Below are 17237 nucleotides of genomic sequence, written 5' to 3'. Positions count from 1 at the left end.
TTGTTATTCATCCGTTCCGCAGCAATATATTAATTTCATCAATATTTTTATAACTTTACATTAATGAAAAGTTTTCTTTTTGCCGTTTATTCCAGGATTTTCCTCAGGCGTGAAGGGTTCCGGTAAACACTATTTTTACTAGTCGCTGTACGAGTCTTGATGGACATATTCACTCGATGAATTAACTCAGGAGAATACTTGTGACGACGTTAAAACCTTTGCTGGCCCGCAACCGCAGCTGGGCGCTGCAGAAGTGTCAGCATGATCCGGACTATTTCGAAAAATGGATCGACGGGCAGAGGCCCCACTCGCTGTGGATCGGCTGCTCCGACAGCCGCGTGCCCTCCGAGGTGCTCACCGGCAGCCAGCCCGGCGAGCTCTTTGTCCACCGTAATATCGCCAACATGCTCGATCCCGCCGACGACAACGTCATGAGCGTCCTGCAGTATGCCCTCCACTACCTTGAGGTGGAGCGGGTGGTGCTCTGCGGCCACTACGGCTGCGGCGGCGTGCAGGCGGCACTCTCTCTGCCCACCCTGCCGCTGGCGCAGGAGTCCTCGGCGCTGGCTCGCCGCATCGGCCAGCTGCGCCACACCCTGCATCACGAAATTGCGCAGATCGCCGATGACTGTTGTATTGCGGCCTCCCCCGGCGCCAGCACCAGCGCCAGCACCAGCGCCAACGCGGAGCGTTCTCGCCATGCGCTGGACGCCCTGGTGGAAGCCAACGTTCGCGCCCAGTTCGCCCGTCTGCTGGAGAGTGAGCCGGTGCAGACGGTGCTCGCCAGCGGGCGGCCGCTCAGCCTGCACGGCTGCGTCTACGATCTGGCTTCCGGCCATTTAACCACCCTCGTCGAACACCTCTCACCGCAGGAGCACGCCCCATGAACACGCTTCGTCAGGACTCTCTCGCCGGCATCGTCGTCTTCCTTGTCGCCCTGCCGCTGTGCCTCGGCATCGCCCAGGCCAGCGGCTTACCGCCTTTCGTCGGCCTGCTGACCGGCATCATCGGCGGCCTGGTCGTCACCGCCCTCAGCCCTTCCCGCTTCGCCGTCAGCGGCCCCGCCGCCGGACTGGTTACCATCGTCGTCGCCGCCATTGAATCCTTGGGTTCCTTCTCCGTCTTCCTGATGGCGCTGGTGCTGGCCGGCGTGCTGCAGCTGCTGTTCGGCATTCTGCGGGCCGGGCGCTTTATCTCGCTGGTTCCCGCCAGCGTCATCAAAGGCATGCTGGCGGCGATCGGCATCCTGCTGATTATGCAGCAGATCCCCGTCGCGCTCGGTACGGCGGAAGAGACCGGACTTGCCGAAGTGGTTCAGGGCAACGCCGCTTTCTCCGTCACTGCGATTGCCGTCGCCGCGGGCGGCCTGCTGGTGCTCTGGCTGTGGGGTTCGCCGCTTATCCGCCGGGTGAAGAGCCTGCGCTGGATCCCCGGGCCGCTGATCGCCGTCCTGCTCGGCTGCGTGACCACCCTGCTGCTGACCCATTTTGCGCCGCAGCAGCTGACCGCCCTGCCGCGGATTACCCTGCCGGCGTTCGGCAGCCTCGGCGATCTGCTGGGCGAGCTGGAGTCTCCCGCATGGAGCGCGTGGCGCAATCCGTCGGTGTGGGTGGTGGCGCTGACCCTGGCGCTGGTCGCCAGCCTCGAAACCCTGCTCAGCCAGGAGGCGCTGAAAAAACTGCGCCCGCAAAATCCGCCGCCTTCGCCGAACCGCGAAATGGTCGCCCAGGGCGTCGGCAACCTGCTCTCCGGCGTGCTGGGGGCGATGCCGATCACTGCGGTGATCGTCCGCAGCTCGGTGAACGTCAGCAACGGCGCGCAAAGCAAACTGTCGATCTTTATCCACGGCGTACTGCTGCTGATCTGCGGCCTGTGGTTCAGCGGCCTGCTGACCTTAATCCCGCTCGCCAGCCTCGCCGCCGTGCTGCTGTATACCGGCTATAAGCTGGCGACCCCGCGGCTGTTCATCGAGCAGTTCCGCCAGGGGGCGGCGCAGTACGTCCCGTTCCTCGCCACCATCGGCGGGATTATCGCCTGCGGCATGCTGGCGGGGATCGGGATTGGTCTTGCCACCCAGATGGCGTTCAGCCTCTGGCGCAGCCATCGCCACTCGCTGCAGCTGGCGCGCTACGATGACCACTACGTGCTGCGCATCCAGCAGAATCTGACCTTTATGCACAATCCGCATCTGCTGGCCCTGCTGGCGAAGATTCCGGAAAAGAGCGTGGTGATCGTCGAGCACGACAGCGTCGGCTACCTCGACCCGGACGTGCGGGCGGTGCTGGATGATTTTGCCGAGAACGCCCCGCAGCGCGGCATCCGCCTTAATCAGTGGCCGCTGGCCAGCCGCTGACCTTAACGGGCGGCTGGTCCGCCCGCTTCGCGACCCCTCCGATTGCCAAGCGCCGGGGAATACCATGCTCTACACTTTCTGGGTTATCACGCCAACCCCAAGGAAATGAACATGAGCATCATTAAAAGCTACGCCGCCAAAGAAGCGGGCGCCGATCTGTCGCTGTGGGAGTACGATGCCGGCGAGCTGCAGCCGGAAGATGTCGAAGTTGAAGTGGAATACTGCGGGATCTGCCATTCGGACCTGTCGATGATCGACAACGAATGGGGGATGTCGAGCTACCCGCTGGTGGCCGGCCACGAGGTGATTGGCCGGGTGGCGGCGCTGGGCAGCGCGGCGCAGGATAAAGGGCTGAAGATTGGCCAGAAGGTCGGCATCGGCTGGACGGCGCGCAGCTGCGGCCATTGCGACGCCTGCATCAGCGGCAACCAGATCAACTGTCTGGAAGGCTCGGTGCCGACCATTCTCAACCGCGGCGGCTTCGCCAATAAGCTGCGCGCCGACTGGCAGTGGGTGATCCCCCTGCCGGAGAGCATCGATCTGGCGTCCGCCGGCCCGATGCTGTGCGGCGGCATCACCGTCTTTAAACCGCTGCTGACCCACCACGTCACCGCCACCAGCCGCGTCGGGGTGATCGGCATCGGCGGCCTCGGCCATATCGCCATTAAGCTGCTGCGGGCGATGGGCGCGGAAGTGACCGCCTTCAGCTCCAACCCGGCCAAAGAGCAGGAAGTGCTGGCGATGGGCGCCGATCGCGTGGTCAACAGCCGCGATCCTGAAGCCTTAAAAGCGCTGGCCGGTCAGTTCGACCTGATCATCAACACCGTGGCGGTGGACCTCGACTGGCAGCCGTACTTCGAAGCCCTGGCTTACGGCGGCAACTTCCACACCGTCGGCGCGGTGATGAAGCCGTTCCCGGTACCGGCCTTTACCCTGATCGGCGGCGACCGCAGCATCTCCGGCTCGGCGACCGGTAACCCGTCCGAACTGCGCACGCTGATGAAGTTTGCCGGGCGCAGCAAAGTGGCTCCGACCACCGAGCTGTTCCCGATGTCGCAAATTAACGAAGCGCTGAAGCACGTTCGCGAAGGCAAAGCCCGCTACCGCGCGGTGCTGAAAGCCGACTTCTGATCGTTCTCTCCCGCCGGGCGGCCCGTTCGCCCGGCGTTTTCCCCGTCGCTTCATCAAACCGTCATCTCCCCGCCATGCCTCTGTAGTCATTGCTTCCCACAATCCGGGCTTCGATAAATGGCTGAACGAGATGCGCGTCACCATGAGAAAGACCTGGCTTCCCTGGCTGATCCTGTCGCCTTCCCTGCTGTTTTTACTGCTGTTTACCTGGTTCCCGCTGGGGCGTTCGGTGTATGACAGCCTGTTTGATACCCGCATGGCCAGCGACGGCGCGCAGTACGTCGGGCTGGATAACTTCGCCCGCCTGTTTGCCGATAACGTCTTCTGGCAGTCGCTGGGCAATAACCTGCTCTATATCCTGCTGACGGTGGTGCCCGGGGTGACCCTCGCCCTGCTGCTGGCGGTCGCCCTCAGCGAGAACCATCGCGTCAACCGCTGGCTGCGCACCGCCTTTTTCTTCCCGATGATTATCCCGATGGTCAGCGCCGCCGCGCTGTGGCTGTTTATCTTTATGCCCGGCCTCGGCCTGCTCGACCACTATCTGGCGAAGCTGTTCGGGCCGATGAACAACAACTGGCTGGGGCGCAGCAACAGCGCGCTGCTGGCCCTGGCGCTGATCGGCGTGTGGAAGTTCGCCGGCTATTACATGCTGTTTTTCCTCGCCGGGCTGCAGAGCATTCCGGCCTCGACGCGGGAAGCGGCGCTGATGGAGGGGGCTACCCGCACGCAGGTCTTTTTTAAGGTCACGCTACCGCTGCTGCGCCCGACCCTGAGCTTTGTGATCACCACCGCGCTGATCTACTCCATCACCCAGATCGACCACGTGGCGGTGATGACCCGCGGCGGGCCGGACAACGCCACCACCGTGCTGCTCTATTACATCCAGAATCTCGCCTGGGATACCCACGACCTCGGTAAAGCCTCCGCCGCCACCTTCCTGACCCTGGCCGGGCTGTTCGCCTTCTCGCTGATTAACCTGAAACTGCTGGAGAAAGGAGCCCACTATGAGCGCTGAAATCTCGCCGCTGCTGGTCCGCACGCCCGCCGCCGCCCGTCCGCTGTGGCTGCGCCTGCGCCGCTCGTCGCCCTTTACGCTCACAGTATTAATGTGCTGCCTGGCGCTGCTGTGGGTCAGCCCGTTTATCTGGATGCTGGCGACCTCGTTCAGCGCCACCACCTTCGGCGACGATATGGCGTCGCTGCTGCCGCGCCTGCCGCTGACCCTTGATAACTTCCGCGACGCCTGGAACAGCGCCGACTGGCTGAGCCTGTATGCCAACACCATTATCTTCACCTTCGGCACCTTCTTCGTACAGCTGTTGACCATCACCACCGCCGGGTACGTCTTCGCCTGCCACGAGTTTCGCGGCAAGCAGACGCTGTTTCTCCTGTTCCTGGTGCAGCTGATGATCATGCCGGTGGTGATGATGGTGCCGAACATGCTGACCCTGAAAACCTTCGGCCTGCTCAACACCCTCACCGGGGTGATGATGCCCTACTTCACCTCGGCGTTCGGCGTGTTCCTGATGCGTCAGGCGTTCCTCGCCATCCCGAAAGAGCTGGAGGAGGCCGCGCTGATGGAGGGCTGCCGCTGGTGGCAGGTGCTGTTCCGCGTGCTGCTGCCGATGTCCTGGCCGTCGGTGTTGGCCTTCGCCACCGTCAGCATTACCTACCACTGGAACGAGTACCTGTGGCCGCTGATGATGCTCAACGATCCCGATAAGCAGGTGCTGACCGTCGGGCTGGTCTCCTTCGCCATGGGCGCCGAATCCGGCGGCCAGTGGGGCACCATCGGCGCCGGGACGCTGATGGTCTGCCTGCCGCTGATGCTGGCGTTCATCCTTTTTCAGAAACAGTTCCTGCGGAGCTTCGGCTTCTCCGGGATCAAATAAGGAGTGATTCATGCTGTTAGCGCACATTTCCGATACCCATTTCCGCAGCCGCGGCGAGAAGCTGTACGGCTTTATCGACGTCAATGCCGCCAACGCCGACGTGGTCTCCCAGCTTAACGCGCTGCACGAGCGCCCGGACGCGGTGGTGGTGAGCGGGGATATCGTCAACTGCGGCCGCCCGGAGGAGTATCAGGTGGCCCGCCAGATCCTCGGCAGCCTGAACTATCCGCTGTATCTGATCCCCGGCAACCACGACGACAAAGCCCATTTTCTCGAGCATCTTCATCCGCTGTGCCCGCAGCTGGGCAACGATCCGCAAAATATGCGCTATGCGGTGGATGACTTCGCCACCCGCCTGCTGTTTATCGACTCCAGTCATGCCGGCACGTCAAAAGGCTGGCTGACCGACGAGACCATCGGCTGGCTGGAAGCCCAGCTGTTCGAGGGCGGCGACAAACCGGCAACGATCTTTATGCACCACCCGCCGCTGCCGCTGGGCAATGCGCAGATGGACCCGATCGCCTGCGAAAACGGCCACCGTCTGCTGGCGCTGGTGGAGCGTTTCCCGTCACTGACGCGCATCTTCTGCGGCCACAACCACAGCCTGACCATGACCCAGTATCGCCAGGCGCTGATCTCCACTATCCCCGGTACCGTCCATCAGGTGCCGTACTGCCACGAAGACACCCGGCCCTATTACGACCTTTCTCCTGCCTCGTGTCTGATGCACCGTCAGGTCGGTGAGCAGTGGGTGAGCTACCAGCACTCGCTGGCCTACTACGCCGGGCCGTGGCTGTACGACGAAAACATCAGTTGCCCAACGGAAGAGCGCTAACCGCTATGCTCAGTCTGCAAAACATCAGTAAACGTTTCGACGGCAAACCGGCGCTCAGCGCCCTGTCGCTGGATATTCACGAAGGCGAATTCGTGGTGCTGGTCGGCCCGTCGGGCTGCGGGAAAAGCACCCTGCTGCGCCTGCTCGCCGGGCTGGAGCCGGTCAGCGAAGGACAAATCTGGCTGCATGATGAGAACATCACCGCCACCACGCCGCGCGAGCGCAACTTCGCGATGATCTTCCAGAACTATGCCCTGTTTCCGCATCTGTCGGTGCGCGACAACATCACCTTCGGCATGAAGGTGCGCAAGGAAGAGAAAAGCAGCTGGCAGCCGCGGGTGGATAAAGTGGCGCAGATGCTGCAGCTGGAGGCGCTGCTTGACCGCAAACCGGCGAAGCTCTCCGGCGGCCAGCGCCAGCGGGTGGCGATGGCCCGGGCGATTGTGCGCAATCCGCGGCTGTTCCTGATGGACGAGCCGCTCTCCAACCTCGACGCCCGCCTGCGCAGCGAAGTGCGCGACAGCATTATGGCGCTCCACCAGCAGCTGAAAACCAGCACCATCTATGTGACCCACGATCAGACCGAGGCGATGTCGATGGCCGACCGCATCGTGGTGATGAACGGCGGCCACGTGCAGCAGGTCGGGCGCCCGGAGTATCTGTACGCCAACCCGGCCAATCTGTTCGTGGCCGGATTTATCGGTTCACCGGCAATGAATCTGCTATCGCTCCCCTGCGTTGACGGCAACGTTCAGCTTGGCGAACAACGCCATCCGCTGCCGCCGCGCCACCGGGATCAGACCCACGTCTGGCTGGGCGTTCGCCCGGAACATATTACCGACCGCGTGGAGGAGGGCCATCTGCGCCTGCCGGCCACCGTTCTGCAACGAGAACTGATGGGGGCCGATTACCTGCTCCACGTCAGCACCCCGATCGGCACCCTGCGCTTTAGCCGCCGCCACCGCGGCACGGTGCCGGAGAAAGGCGAGTCGCTACCGATCGGCTTTTCGCCTGCCGATGTGCATCTTTTTCATGCTGAGACCCAGCATAATTTACTGATGGAGTGTAATCATGTTTAAACCTTTTACGCTAGTCGCGGTTGGCCTCAGCCTTGCCCTGAGCGGCGCGGCGCTGGCAAAAGAGAAAATAGACTTCATGTTCCCGGCGCCGGTGGACGGCAAGCTGACCATGGAGATGACCCGCGTCATTAAGCAATTCAACGACTCGCAGCAGGATGTTGAAGTGCGCGGGATCTTCACCGGCAACTACGACACCACCAAGATCAAAGCCGAATCGGCGCAGAAGGCCGGCCAGCCGCCGGCGCTGGTGATCATGTCCGCCAACTTCACCACCGATCTGGCGCTGAAGGATGAAATCCTGCCGATGGATGAGCTGTTTAAATATGGCGATCAAAAGGCCGGCGATTTTCTGCAAAAGGAATTCTGGCCCGCGATGCATAAGAACGCCCAGGTGATGGGCACCACCTATGCGATCCCGTTCCATAACTCGACGCCGATCCTCTACTACAACAAGACGATGTTCGATCGGGCCGGGATCAAACAGCCGCCGCAGACCTGGGCCGAGCTGCTGGCCGATGCCAAAAAGCTGACCGACGAGAGCACAGGCCAGTGGGGGATCATGCTGCCGTCGACCAACGACGACTACGGCGGCTGGATCTTCTCGGCGCTGGTGCGCGCCAACGGCGGGAAATACTTTAACGAAGACTATCCGGGCGAGGTCTATTACAACTCGCCGACCGCCATCGGCGCCCTGCGCTTCTGGCAGGATCTGATCTACAAGGACAAGGTGATGCCGTCCGGGGTGCTGAACTCGAAGCAGATCAGCGCCGCGTTCTTCTCCGGCAAGCTCGGGATGGCGATGCTCAGCACCGGCGCGCTGGGCTTTATGCGCGAGAACAGCAAAGACTTTGAGCTTGGGGTGGCGATGCTGCCGGCCAAAGAGCAGCGCGCGGTGCCGATCGGCGGCGCCAGCCTGGTGAGCTTTAAAGGCATCAACGACGCGCAGAAGAAAGCGGCGTATCAGTTCCTGACCTATCTGGTGAGCCCCGAGGTGAACGGCGCGTGGAGCCGCTTCACCGGCTACTTCTCTCCGCGCAAGGCGTCATACGATACGCCGGAGATGAAGGCCTATCTGCAGCAGGATCCGCGGGCGGCGATCGCCCTTGAGCAGCTGAAGTACGCCCATCCATGGTACTCCACCTGGGAGACCGTGGCGGTGCGTAAGGCGATGGAGAACCAGCTGGCGGCGGTGGTCAATGATGCCAAAGTGACGCCGGAAGCGGCGGTGCAGGCGGCGCAGAAGGAAGCCGACGCGCTGATGAAACCGTATGTGGATAAGACCGCGCTGGCGGAAGTGAAGTGACACTTTACCCGTCATCCTCACCCTCACCCTGGCCCTCTCCCTGAGGGAGAGGGAACTGTCCGGCGCTGTGGTTAAGCCCTGAGTCCGGTTGTGAAAGGAAAAAAGCAGGCCATACCCGGTATGGCCTGAAAATGTCACAACGATTAGATCCCTGCCGTTTCGCGAATATATTTGCGCGCTTTGACGGCGTATTCGAAAGGATTGGCCAGAGCAGGATCCTGCTCGGCTTCCACTACCATCCAGCCTTTATAGCCAAAGTCGTCCAGCAGCTTGAACACCGGACGGAAATCGATCACCCCGTCGCCCGGGACGGTGAAGGTGCCTTTTTTCACGCCGTCGAGGAACGACAGGCCGTCACGGCGCACCTGGTCGATCACCGGCGGGCGGACGTCCTTCAGATGGACGTGGTTGATGCGCGGCAGATACTTTTTGAGGATCGCCAGCATCGGCGCTTCGCCGCCTTCGGAATACCAGGCGTGGCCGGTGTCGAACAGCAGGAAGACGCGCTCGTCCACCAGCGACATAAATTTGTCGATTTCCGCGGTGGTCTGAATGCCGGTGCCCATGTGGTGATGCAGACAGACCTGCATCCCCTTCTCCGCCGCCAGGCGGCCGAGGGTGTTATAGCCTTCCGCCACCCGCTGCCACTCTTCGTCGCTGAAGCACGGCTTCGCATCGCCGAGGATCGGTTTATCCAGCCCCTGTATGCTGCCGCTCTGCTCGGAGCAGCCAATCACTTTCGCGCCCATCGCATGAAGGAAGTTCATGTGATTGACGAATTCATCAATGGTTTTTTCCCGCTGGCCGTTGGCGAAAAAGGTGCTGAACCAGGCGTTGCAGATCTGAATGCCGCGGATGTCCAGCATCGGCTTGAGGACCGCCGGGTCGCGCGGATATTTGCTGCCGACTTCGCTACCGGTAAAACCGGCCAGCGCCATTTCGCTGACGATCTGCTGGAAGGTGTTTTCGCTGCCGAGCTCCGGCATATCATCGTTAGTCCAGCCGATTGGGGCGATAGCCAGTTTGACGTTATCTTTGTTCATAGTAGGGCTCCTGCCGCTGCGCCTTACCGGCGCAGCAATTCACGTTCAATAAGTTCACGGGTTTCCACTGCCTGGTATTTCATTTTTTCCGGGTAGCCAAACAGCGAGGTGGCGACAATCGGCTCCCCGCCGACCTTGAAGGTCTGCTCGGCGAATTTCATTTCGCGCAGAGTGCGGAACAGCGCGTCGAAATCCACATCCCCTTCCCCGACGCCTACGTGCTGGTGCACCACGGCATCCACGCCCGGCGGGTTAACGATATAGCGGCAATGTTTCGTATGATTGCGGGTATCCGCAATCAGGACATGGGAGAGATCGCTCCCGGCATAGCGCAGCATGCTCGCCACGTCGCCGACGCCTTTGTCGTAGAAAAAGGTGTGCGGCACGCTGTAGACGTACTTCACGTTATCGCTGCGGAACGACTTCACGATATCGACGGTTTCATTGTTCTCTTCGCAGAAATCCCAGGGATGCGCCTGGATCTCCACGCGGATGCCTTCCCGCTCAAAAATCGGCAACAGCTCTTCCATTGAGCGATAGAACATTTCATCGCAGATCTCAGGCTGATTCGGATCGCCGGAGAACTCGGTGTTGATCACCTGAACGCCCATCTCCACCGCAATTTCCACCAGCCGTTTCCAGTTTTTCACCGCCGCCTGACGGCGCAGTTCGTCCGGGCCGGACCAGCGGTAGACGCAGATAAACGACGATAGCTCAAGGCCGGTATCGCGCAGCGCCTGCTTGTACTCCGCCATGATCTCCCGGCTGGCGCGCGGGTGCTTGTAGAACGGGTTAATCTGCGGGTGCGGCGACTGTTCAATGTACTTGTAGCCCCACTCCGCTACCTGATGGACCATGCGGGTGATCCCGAGGTCCTTAATGACATCCACATCAAAGGCAATTTTCATCGTCGTTACCTGTGCAAAGAAGTTCCGTCAGCAAAACGCGCTTAACGTTTGTAGAATGCCGGGCACTCAGGCAGCGTCACTTCAACCGGCTCGCTGGTTCCCTGCGCTTTAATGCAGGCGTCCGCCGCCACCGACGCCGCGTAGCCGTCCCAGGCCGACGGGCCGTGCAGCTGGCCGGCTTTGACGTCGTTGATAAAGGCCTGCAGCTCGACGTCGTAGGCTTTGATAAAGCGGTCTTTCCAGTCGGTGAGAATGGCGGTCGACAGGCTGGCGGACTTGCGCATCTGGACGGCCGACGGCTCCGGCAGACGGGCAATCCCGGTTTCGCCGACCACTTCGCACTGGATGTCATACCCGTACTGGCAGTTCACGAACACCTCGACGTCGATCAGGGTGCCTTTTTTGGTTTCAAAGGAGACGATCTGCGGATCTTTCAGGCGCGCATGGGTGTGCGAGGTGGAGCGCGGGAAGCGCACCTGCACGGAACGGTAGTCATCGTTCAGCAGCCAGCGCAGCACGTCCAGCTCGTGGATCAGGGTGTTGGTGATCGCCATATCGGTGGTGTAGTTCTCGCCGACCGACTGGTTGCGGTGGGCGCAGCGCAGCATCAGCGGTGCGCCGATATCGCCATCGTCGATCACTTTTTTCAGCGCCAGATAGCCTTCGTCGTACGGGCGCATAAAGCCAACCTGCACCAGACGACGGCCGGCCTTCATTTCGGCATCGACGATGCGGCGGCAGCCTTCCGCGGTCATCGCCAGCGGTTTTTCGCAGAATACCGGCTTACCGGCGGCGATGGCGGCCAGGGTGTACTCTTCGTGGGTCGGGTCCCAGGAGGTGACCAGGATGGCATCGACATCGCTGGCGTTAATCACGTCGTGGCCGTCGGCGTAGACTTCCGCCTGCACGCCCGGCAGCGCGACCGCCGCGCGGGCGTTGTCGGCATTGATATCAGACACCGCCACAACGGTGGCCCCCTGCAGAACCTGGGTGCAGCGACGGATGTGTTCTTTACCGATAGCGCCAGCGCCGATGACACCTAATTTGAGCGACATAATGGTTTTCTCCGTAAGTCTGTAGGATTCAGAGTGGATGTTCGTTTTAGTAATCACGCGCCTGGGCGCGCTTTTCATTAATCATTTGCGCCACCTTGCGGATCCGCTCAGAGAGCGCCGTCTGGGCGACCCCAACGTTCCACCAGCTGCCGTATTTGTGCACCATGGTCTTCGGCAGCACTTTAATATCAATCAGAGTGCTGACCGTTTCGCGACGGGCGGCGTCCAGCGCGTGGCGCAGTTCGTCCAGGGTAGTGACGCGCCAGGTTTTGCAGCCGTAGCCGGCGGCGATGGTGGCGAAGTCCACCGGCACCAGGCCGCCCTGTAGCTGGCCGGTTTCCGGCTGACGGTAGCGGAACTCGGTGCCGAAGCTGTCCATCCCGTGCTCCATCTGCAGGTTGTTGATGCAGCCGTTGGCCATGTTGTCGAACAGCACGACGTTGATCTTCGCCCGCTCCTGCAGGGAGGTGACCAGCTCAGAGTGCAGCATCATGAACGAGCCATCGCCGACCAGGGAGTAGACTTCGCTCTGCGGCTGCGCCAGCTTCACGCCCAGCGCGGCGTTGACTTCATATCCCATGCAGGAGTAGCCGTACTCCACGTGGTAGGTGTTTTCCGCGCGGTTGCGCCAGACGCGCTGCAGATCGCCGGGCAGGCTGCCCGCCGCCGCGACGATCACCGCCTCGGCCGGCAGCGTTTCATTCAGTACCCCAAGGACGCTGCTCTGGGTCAGGGTGGAGTCGGTGATCTGGCGGAACTCGCGATACACCGATTCGCGATCGAGATGATCGTCGATCTCCGGCACAAAGGATTTCTCCTGCCACACCGCCTGGTAGACGCGCTGGGTCTCTTTTAACTGACGGCTCTGCACGCTCTCGATCTGCGCGCCCCAGCCGGCCTGCCAGCCGCTGTCCGCCAGCGCCGCGTCGAGAGCGGTCATCGCTTCCCGGGCGTCCGCCAGCATGGCAATGCCGTCCAGCTTCCAGGCGTCGAAGTTGCTGACGTTAATATTCAGGAAACGCACCTCCGGGTGCTGGAAAATCCATTTCGAGGCGGTGGTAAAATCGCTGAAGCGGGTGCCGACGCCGATCACCAGGTCGGCCTCTTTCGCCAGCAGGTTCGCCGCCAGGCAGCCCGTCTCGCCGACGCCGCCGACGTTCAGGGGGTGAGAAGAGACCACCGTCCCCTTCCCGGCCTGGGTTTCGGCGAAGGGCACCCCGTAGCGCTCGGCAAAACGGGACAGCGCTTCGCCCGCGCCGGAGTATTTCACCCCGCCGCCGCAGACGATCAGCGGTTTACGGCTGCCTTTGATGGCCGCCACGGCGTCCGCCAGCTGCGCGGCGCTGGCCGGGCGGCGGTCGAGACGGTGCACGCGGCGCGCAAAGAAGGATTCCGGGTAATCCCAGGCTTCGCCCTGCACATCCTGCGGCAGGCACAGCGTTACCGCGCCGGTTTCCGCCGGGTCGGTCAGGACGCGCATGGCGTTGATGCAGGCGCTCATCAGCTGTTCCGGGCGGGTAATGCGGTCCCAGTATTTGCTGACTGCGCGGAAAGCGTCATTGGTGCTGATGCTGAGATCGTAGCTCTGTTCAATCTGCTGGAGCACCGGATCCGGCTGGCGGGTGGCGAAGACATCGCCCGGCAGCAGCAGCAGTGGGATGCGGTTGGCGCTGGCGGTGCCGGCGGCGGTGATCATGTTGGCCGCTCCCGGACCGATGGAGGAGGTGCAGGCGATAATCTGCCGGCGCAGGGCCTGGCGGGCAAAACCGGTGGCCGCGTGGGCCATCCCCTGCTCGTTGCGCCCCTGATAGACGCGCATATCGCCGCTGTCCTGCTCCAGCGCCTGCCCCAGCCCCAGGACGTTGCCATGGCCGAAAATCGCGAAAATGCCTTTCACGAATTTCAGCTCTACGCCATCCACTTCCAGGTACTGGTTATCGAGGAACTTCACCAGCGCCTGCGCCGTTGTCAGTCTCAGTTTGCCCATGATGCACAATCCTTATTGTTCAGTATTTGTGTGTGGCGTCGCGCCGATGCCGCCGGGGCCGTCGTTCACGTCACTGGAATACCTGTGGATTATAGGCAAACATTTTTTTCATTAAATACAAATACAGAAGAAATATTTCATTTTGCGAGAAGGATCAAACTCTCTACCCATTTCATACGTTTCACTTACATTCCAGACACGTTTTCGGGCCCTTTTTTGCCGCACCAGACGGCAATATCCCCTTAAAAATCATAGGTAAATGGATGCCATTTGGCGTTTCATTTTCCCCCGGGTCGACAGAGGGGGCGATCCGCGCTCGCGCGAGGCTCAGTGCGGCAGAGTGGTAGATCCCTCACACTTTTGGTTTTTTAATTTCGAACGAGTTTGCAAATGAAATATTTATTTCTCAAACTAAGGGTAACCAATAACCCTCAGGCTGTTCACGGAGTCGACGTCGGGATCCCGACCCTTCCAGGCAGCAGACACCAAAAAGGAAATCCTAGCTATGAATGCAGCAGTAAAGCGGCTCGACGTCATCTGTATAGGTCGGGTGGCCGTCGACCTCTATGCCCAGCAGATTGGTTCGCGGCTAGAAGACGTTGCCAGTTTCGCGAAATATCTGGGCGGCTCCTCCGGCAACGTGGCCTTTGGCACCGCGATTCAGGGGCTGAAATCGGCCATGCTGGCGCGCGTTGGCGATGAACACAACGGCCGTTTCCTGCGCGAAACGCTCAACCGCGCCGGGGTGGATACCGAGTATCTGATTACCGACAAATCTCGCCTGACCGCGCTGGTGATGCTGGGGATTAAGGATCAGGAGACCTTCCCCCTGATTTTCTACCGCGATAACTGCGCCGATATGGCCTTAACGCCTGACGACATTAGCGAGGAGTATATTGCCTCCTCCCGGGCGCTGGCGGTGACTGGCACCCACCTGTCGCACGCCAACACCCGCGCCGCGGTGCTGAAGGCGCTGGAGTACGCCCGCCGTCACGGCCTGCGTACCGCGCTGGATATCGATTACCGTCCGGTGCTGTGGGGGCTCACCTCGCTCGGCGATGGCGAAACCCGTTTCATTGAGTCCGGACCGGTCACCAGCCAGCTGCAGGAAGTGCTGCATCTGTTCGATCTGGTGGTGGGAACCGAAGAAGAGTTTCATATTGCCGGAGGCAGCACCGATACCCTGACCGCGCTGAAAAATGTGCGCAATGCCACCAAAGCCACCCTCGTCTGCAAGCGCGGGCCGATGGGCTGCGTGGTGCTGGAAGGCGACATCCCGGACAGCTGGGACCAGGTGCCGCTACAGCAGGGCGTGCGCGTGGAGGTTCTCAACGTGCTGGGCGCCGGGGATGCCTTTATGTCGGGTCTGCTGCGCGGCTGGCTCAACGACGAAGGCTGGGAGCAGGCTTGCCGTTACGCCAACGCCTGCGGGGCGCTGGTGGTCTCCCGCCACGGCTGCGCGCCGGCGATGCCGACCAAAGTCGAACTCGACGACTACCTGCAGCGCGCCGAATCGGTGCCGCGCCCGGACGTCGACGAGCGCCTCAACCACCTGCACCGGGTCACCAGCCGCCGTCAGCAGTGGCCGGAGCTGTGCATTTTCGCCTTTGACCATCGTAAACAGCTGGCCGATCTGGCGCGGGAGACCGGGCGCGACGAAGCCTGCATTCCGCAGCTCAAGCTGCTGTTGTTGGCCGCGGCCGAAGCGGCGGCGCAGGAGGCAGGTCTCGATCAGCGCAGCGGCATTCTGGCCGACGGCACCTACGGCCAGCGTGCGCTCAACGCCATTACCGGCAAGGGCTGGTGGATCGGCCGCCCTATCGAACTGCCCAGCTCGCGACCGCTGCGTCTGGAGCATGGCAACATCGGCTCGCAGCTGATCGACTGGCCGCTGGAGCATGTCGTCAAATGCCTGGTCTTCTATCACCCGGACGACCCGGCGGCGCTGCGTGCAGAGCAGGATGCCCTGCTGCTCGAGGTCTGGCAGGCCTGTAACAAGTCAGGCCATGAACTGCTGCTGGAGGTGATCCTGCCGGAAAATGGCCCGGACAAAGACGAGCGCCATTACCACACCATGCTGGAACACTTCTATCAGCTGGGGATCAAGCCGGACTGGTGGAAGCTGCCGCCGCTCTCCAGCGCCAGCTGGCAGCAGATCACCGCCCTCATCGAGCGTGAAGATCCGTGGAGCCGCGGGATCCTGATCCTCGGGCTTGACGCGCCTTCCGACAAACTGCGCGCCGGTTTCGCCGAGGCGGCCGCACACCCGATGATCAAAGGTTTCGCCGTCGGGCGCACCATCTTTGGCCAGCCGTCGCGGCGCTGGATGCAGGGTGAGCTCAGCGATGAGGCCCTGATAGAGGAAGTGAAACGCAACTACCTGACGCTTATTGGCTACTGGCGCGAAGCCCGCCGCTGATCCCCCGACGCCCGTCTCCGTCACCTTGCGGAGCGGGCGTTTTTCTGTTTCTTCGTGAAATGAATCGCGTATTTCGTCGCAATAAATGAAAAATTCGCTTCATTTGGTACACTGGAAGCCATATTCCTTCCATTTTCTCAGAGCGCACTCTATGGCCAATAACCCAACACAGCTGACCATCCTGCAGGATGAAATCAGGCGTCGCTACGATACGTTAAGCAAACGCCTGAAACAGGTCGCCCGCTATATCCTTGATAACAGCAATAGCGTGGCTTTCGATACCGTGGCCTCCATTGCGCAACAGGCGGATGTTCCCCCTTCCACGTTGATTCGTTTTGCCAACGCCTTCGGCTTCAGCGGCTTTAACGAAATGAAACAGATGTTCAAGCAACATTTGATGGAAGAGACCGCCAACTATACCGAGCGCGCCCGTCTTTTCCGCCAGACCACCAGCGATGAGTCCAGCCCGCCGGAAACGCCGACGGAAATCCTCAATATGTTCACGATGGTGAACAACCAGGCGTTGCAGCAGCTGGCGATGCAGACCTCCAGCGATGATCTGGAGCGCGCGGTGGCCCTGCTGGGCGAGGCGGAAAATATTTACGTCATTGGTCTGCGCCGGTCGTTCAGCGTCGCCTCCTATCTGACCTATGCGCTGCGTCACCTCGATCGTAAAGCCTTTCTGATCGACGGCCTCGGCGGCATGTTCACCGAGCAGCTGAGTCTGGTCGGCCCGAAAGACGTGGTGGTGGCGGTGAGCTTCTCGCCGTACGCCCGGGAAGTGGTCGAGCTGGTGGAGCTGGGCGCGCAGCGCAAAGCGCGGCAGATCGCCATTACCGACAGCCAGGTCAGCCCACTGGCGGCCTTCAGCGATGTCTGCTTTGTGGTGCGTGAAGCGCAGGTGGATGGCTTCCGCTCGCAGGTTGCTTCCCTGTGTCTGGCCCAGACGCTGGCGGTTTCGCTGGCGCTGAACAGCAGCCAGGAGTCCGAGGCCAAGCAGAAGGCGTGAGATAGGCTGCCTGGCGTTTGTTACTCGGCGGCGCAGTATAAGCCTGCGGGAGGATCCCGTAGGCCGGATAAGCGTAGCGCCATCCGGCACAAAGGCGGGTATGGTATCTGCGGTGTCCTGCCCGGCGGCGCTGCGCTTGCCGGGCCTGGGGTATATGGGCCTGCGGGGTGCCGGAGATAATGTTATTGGTATGCAACTCTATTAATCCGGGTAAAGCGTTTGT

General features: G+C 61.4%; 14 protein-coding genes. 10 read left to right on the top strand and 4 right to left on the bottom strand.

Translation table 11 applies throughout. The features are described from left to right. Nucleotides 1-200 precede the first annotated feature (200 nt). The 8 genes from KHQ28_RS17370 to KHQ28_RS17335 all read left to right on the top strand — a co-directional run bounded on the left by KHQ28_RS17370 (nucleotide 201) and on the right by KHQ28_RS17335 (nucleotide 8593). Nucleotides 201-887 carry a carbonic anhydrase gene (locus KHQ28_RS17370; protein WP_019705531.1) on the top strand — a complete coding sequence of 229 codons (687 nt, stop codon included), beginning with the start codon at nucleotides 201-203 and terminating at the stop codon, nucleotides 885-887. Next, a complete protein-coding gene (locus tag KHQ28_RS17365) occupies nucleotides 884-2353 on the top strand; it encodes a SulP family inorganic anion transporter (protein ID WP_032418139.1) in 1470 nt (489 codons plus the stop codon). Before KHQ28_RS17370 ends, KHQ28_RS17365 begins: the two co-directional genes overlap by 4 nt. Before the next feature lie 111 nt (nucleotides 2354-2464). Beyond that, on the top strand, nucleotides 2465-3484 hold the full coding sequence (locus KHQ28_RS17360; protein WP_004178400.1) for an NAD(P)-dependent alcohol dehydrogenase: 1020 nt from the start codon (nucleotides 2465-2467) through the stop codon (nucleotides 3482-3484). A 130-nt stretch (nucleotides 3485-3614) separates the two neighbouring features. Continuing rightward, nucleotides 3615-4499, top strand: a complete 885-nt coding sequence (locus KHQ28_RS17355; protein WP_004146807.1) for a carbohydrate ABC transporter permease — start codon at nucleotides 3615-3617, stop codon at nucleotides 4497-4499. After that, nucleotides 4489-5376, top strand: coding sequence for a carbohydrate ABC transporter permease (locus KHQ28_RS17350; RefSeq protein WP_008807110.1), 888 nt, complete (start codon nucleotides 4489-4491; stop codon nucleotides 5374-5376). The genes KHQ28_RS17355 and KHQ28_RS17350 overlap by 11 nt, the downstream gene beginning before the upstream one ends. Nucleotides 5377-5386: 10 nt before the next feature. After that, nucleotides 5387-6211, top strand: coding sequence for a phosphodiesterase (locus tag KHQ28_RS17345; protein WP_032418140.1), 825 nt, complete (start codon nucleotides 5387-5389; stop codon nucleotides 6209-6211). 5 nt (nucleotides 6212-6216) lie between these two features. Next, nucleotides 6217-7290 (top strand): ABC transporter ATP-binding protein, encoded by a 1074-nt coding sequence (locus KHQ28_RS17340; protein WP_023159710.1) that lies wholly within the window; start codon nucleotides 6217-6219, stop codon nucleotides 7288-7290. Further along, nucleotides 7283-8593: an ABC transporter substrate-binding protein gene (locus KHQ28_RS17335; RefSeq protein WP_023159711.1), complete on the top strand. Its 1311-nt coding sequence runs from the start codon at nucleotides 7283-7285 to the stop codon at nucleotides 8591-8593. Before KHQ28_RS17340 ends, KHQ28_RS17335 begins: the two co-directional genes overlap by 8 nt. Before the next feature lie 143 nt (nucleotides 8594-8736). Here the strand turns inward: KHQ28_RS17335 and iolE are convergent, their stop codons facing one another. From iolE to iolD, 4 genes are read right to left on the bottom strand one after another with little or no spacing between them, the layout of a single operon-like run. After that, entirely contained in the window at nucleotides 8737-9636 is a 900-nt protein-coding gene (gene iolE, locus KHQ28_RS17330) for a myo-inosose-2 dehydratase (RefSeq protein WP_002886970.1), read from the bottom strand. A gap of 23 nt (nucleotides 9637-9659) precedes the next feature. Further along, nucleotides 9660-10544 (bottom strand): sugar phosphate isomerase/epimerase family protein, encoded by an 885-nt coding sequence (locus KHQ28_RS17325; RefSeq protein WP_004152193.1) that lies wholly within the window; start codon nucleotides 10542-10544, stop codon nucleotides 9660-9662. 41 nt (nucleotides 10545-10585) lie between these two features. Then, entirely contained in the window at nucleotides 10586-11599 is a 1014-nt protein-coding gene (locus KHQ28_RS17320) for a Gfo/Idh/MocA family protein (RefSeq protein ID WP_004186740.1), read from the bottom strand. Between the two features lie 46 nt (nucleotides 11600-11645). Beyond that, nucleotides 11646-13586: a 3D-(3,5/4)-trihydroxycyclohexane-1,2-dione acylhydrolase (decyclizing) gene (gene iolD, locus KHQ28_RS17315; RefSeq protein WP_004186736.1), complete on the bottom strand. Its 1941-nt coding sequence runs from the start codon at nucleotides 13584-13586 to the stop codon at nucleotides 11646-11648. Between the two features lie 505 nt (nucleotides 13587-14091). On the opposite strand from iolD, the gene iolC reads away from it, so the two are divergent. Both iolC and KHQ28_RS17305 read left to right on the top strand, forming a co-directional pair. After that, nucleotides 14092-16005: a 5-dehydro-2-deoxygluconokinase gene (gene iolC, locus KHQ28_RS17310; RefSeq protein WP_004146797.1), complete on the top strand. Its 1914-nt coding sequence runs from the start codon at nucleotides 14092-14094 to the stop codon at nucleotides 16003-16005. A gap of 151 nt (nucleotides 16006-16156) precedes the next feature. Then, the gene (locus KHQ28_RS17305; protein ID WP_004152190.1) at nucleotides 16157-17014 is read left to right on the top strand and encodes a MurR/RpiR family transcriptional regulator; all 858 of its coding nucleotides are present in this window, start codon (nucleotides 16157-16159) and stop codon (nucleotides 17012-17014) included. Nucleotides 17015-17237: the final 223 nt, after the last annotated feature.

This window comes from Klebsiella sp. 28, assembly GCF_018223905.1.
Lineage (GTDB): Bacteria > Pseudomonadota > Gammaproteobacteria > Enterobacterales > Enterobacteriaceae > Klebsiella > Klebsiella pneumoniae.
The sequence above is the reverse complement of the archived record's forward strand: the minus strand, read 5'-3'. Positions and strand labels throughout refer to the sequence as shown.

Bases quoted from the DNA above. Each gene is read 5' to 3' on its own strand.
- KHQ28_RS17335 (WP_023159711.1), top strand. From the start codon at position 7,283: ATGTTTAAACCTTTTACGCTAGTCGCGGTTGGCCTCAGCCTTGCCCTG.
- KHQ28_RS17340 (WP_023159710.1), top strand. From the start codon at position 6,217: ATGCTCAGTCTGCAAAACATCAGTAAACGTTTCGACGGCAAACCGGCG.
- KHQ28_RS17355 (WP_004146807.1), top strand. From the start codon at position 3,615: ATGCGCGTCACCATGAGAAAGACCTGGCTTCCCTGGCTGATCCTGTCG.
- iolD (WP_004186736.1), bottom strand. From the start codon at position 13,586: ATGGGCAAACTGAGACTGACAACGGCGCAGGCGCTGGTGAAGTTCCTC.
- KHQ28_RS17345 (WP_032418140.1), top strand. From the start codon at position 5,387: ATGCTGTTAGCGCACATTTCCGATACCCATTTCCGCAGCCGCGGCGAG.
- iolC (WP_004146797.1), top strand. From the start codon at position 14,092: ATGAATGCAGCAGTAAAGCGGCTCGACGTCATCTGTATAGGTCGGGTG.
- iolE (WP_002886970.1), bottom strand. From the start codon at position 9,636: ATGAACAAAGATAACGTCAAACTGGCTATCGCCCCAATCGGCTGGACT.
- KHQ28_RS17350 (WP_008807110.1), top strand. From the start codon at position 4,489: ATGAGCGCTGAAATCTCGCCGCTGCTGGTCCGCACGCCCGCCGCCGCC.
- KHQ28_RS17305 (WP_004152190.1), top strand. From the start codon at position 16,157: ATGGCCAATAACCCAACACAGCTGACCATCCTGCAGGATGAAATCAGG.
- KHQ28_RS17365 (WP_032418139.1), top strand. From the start codon at position 884: ATGAACACGCTTCGTCAGGACTCTCTCGCCGGCATCGTCGTCTTCCTT.
- KHQ28_RS17360 (WP_004178400.1), top strand. From the start codon at position 2,465: ATGAGCATCATTAAAAGCTACGCCGCCAAAGAAGCGGGCGCCGATCTG.
- KHQ28_RS17320 (WP_004186740.1), bottom strand. From the start codon at position 11,599: ATGTCGCTCAAATTAGGTGTCATCGGCGCTGGCGCTATCGGTAAAGAA.
- KHQ28_RS17325 (WP_004152193.1), bottom strand. From the start codon at position 10,544: ATGAAAATTGCCTTTGATGTGGATGTCATTAAGGACCTCGGGATCACC.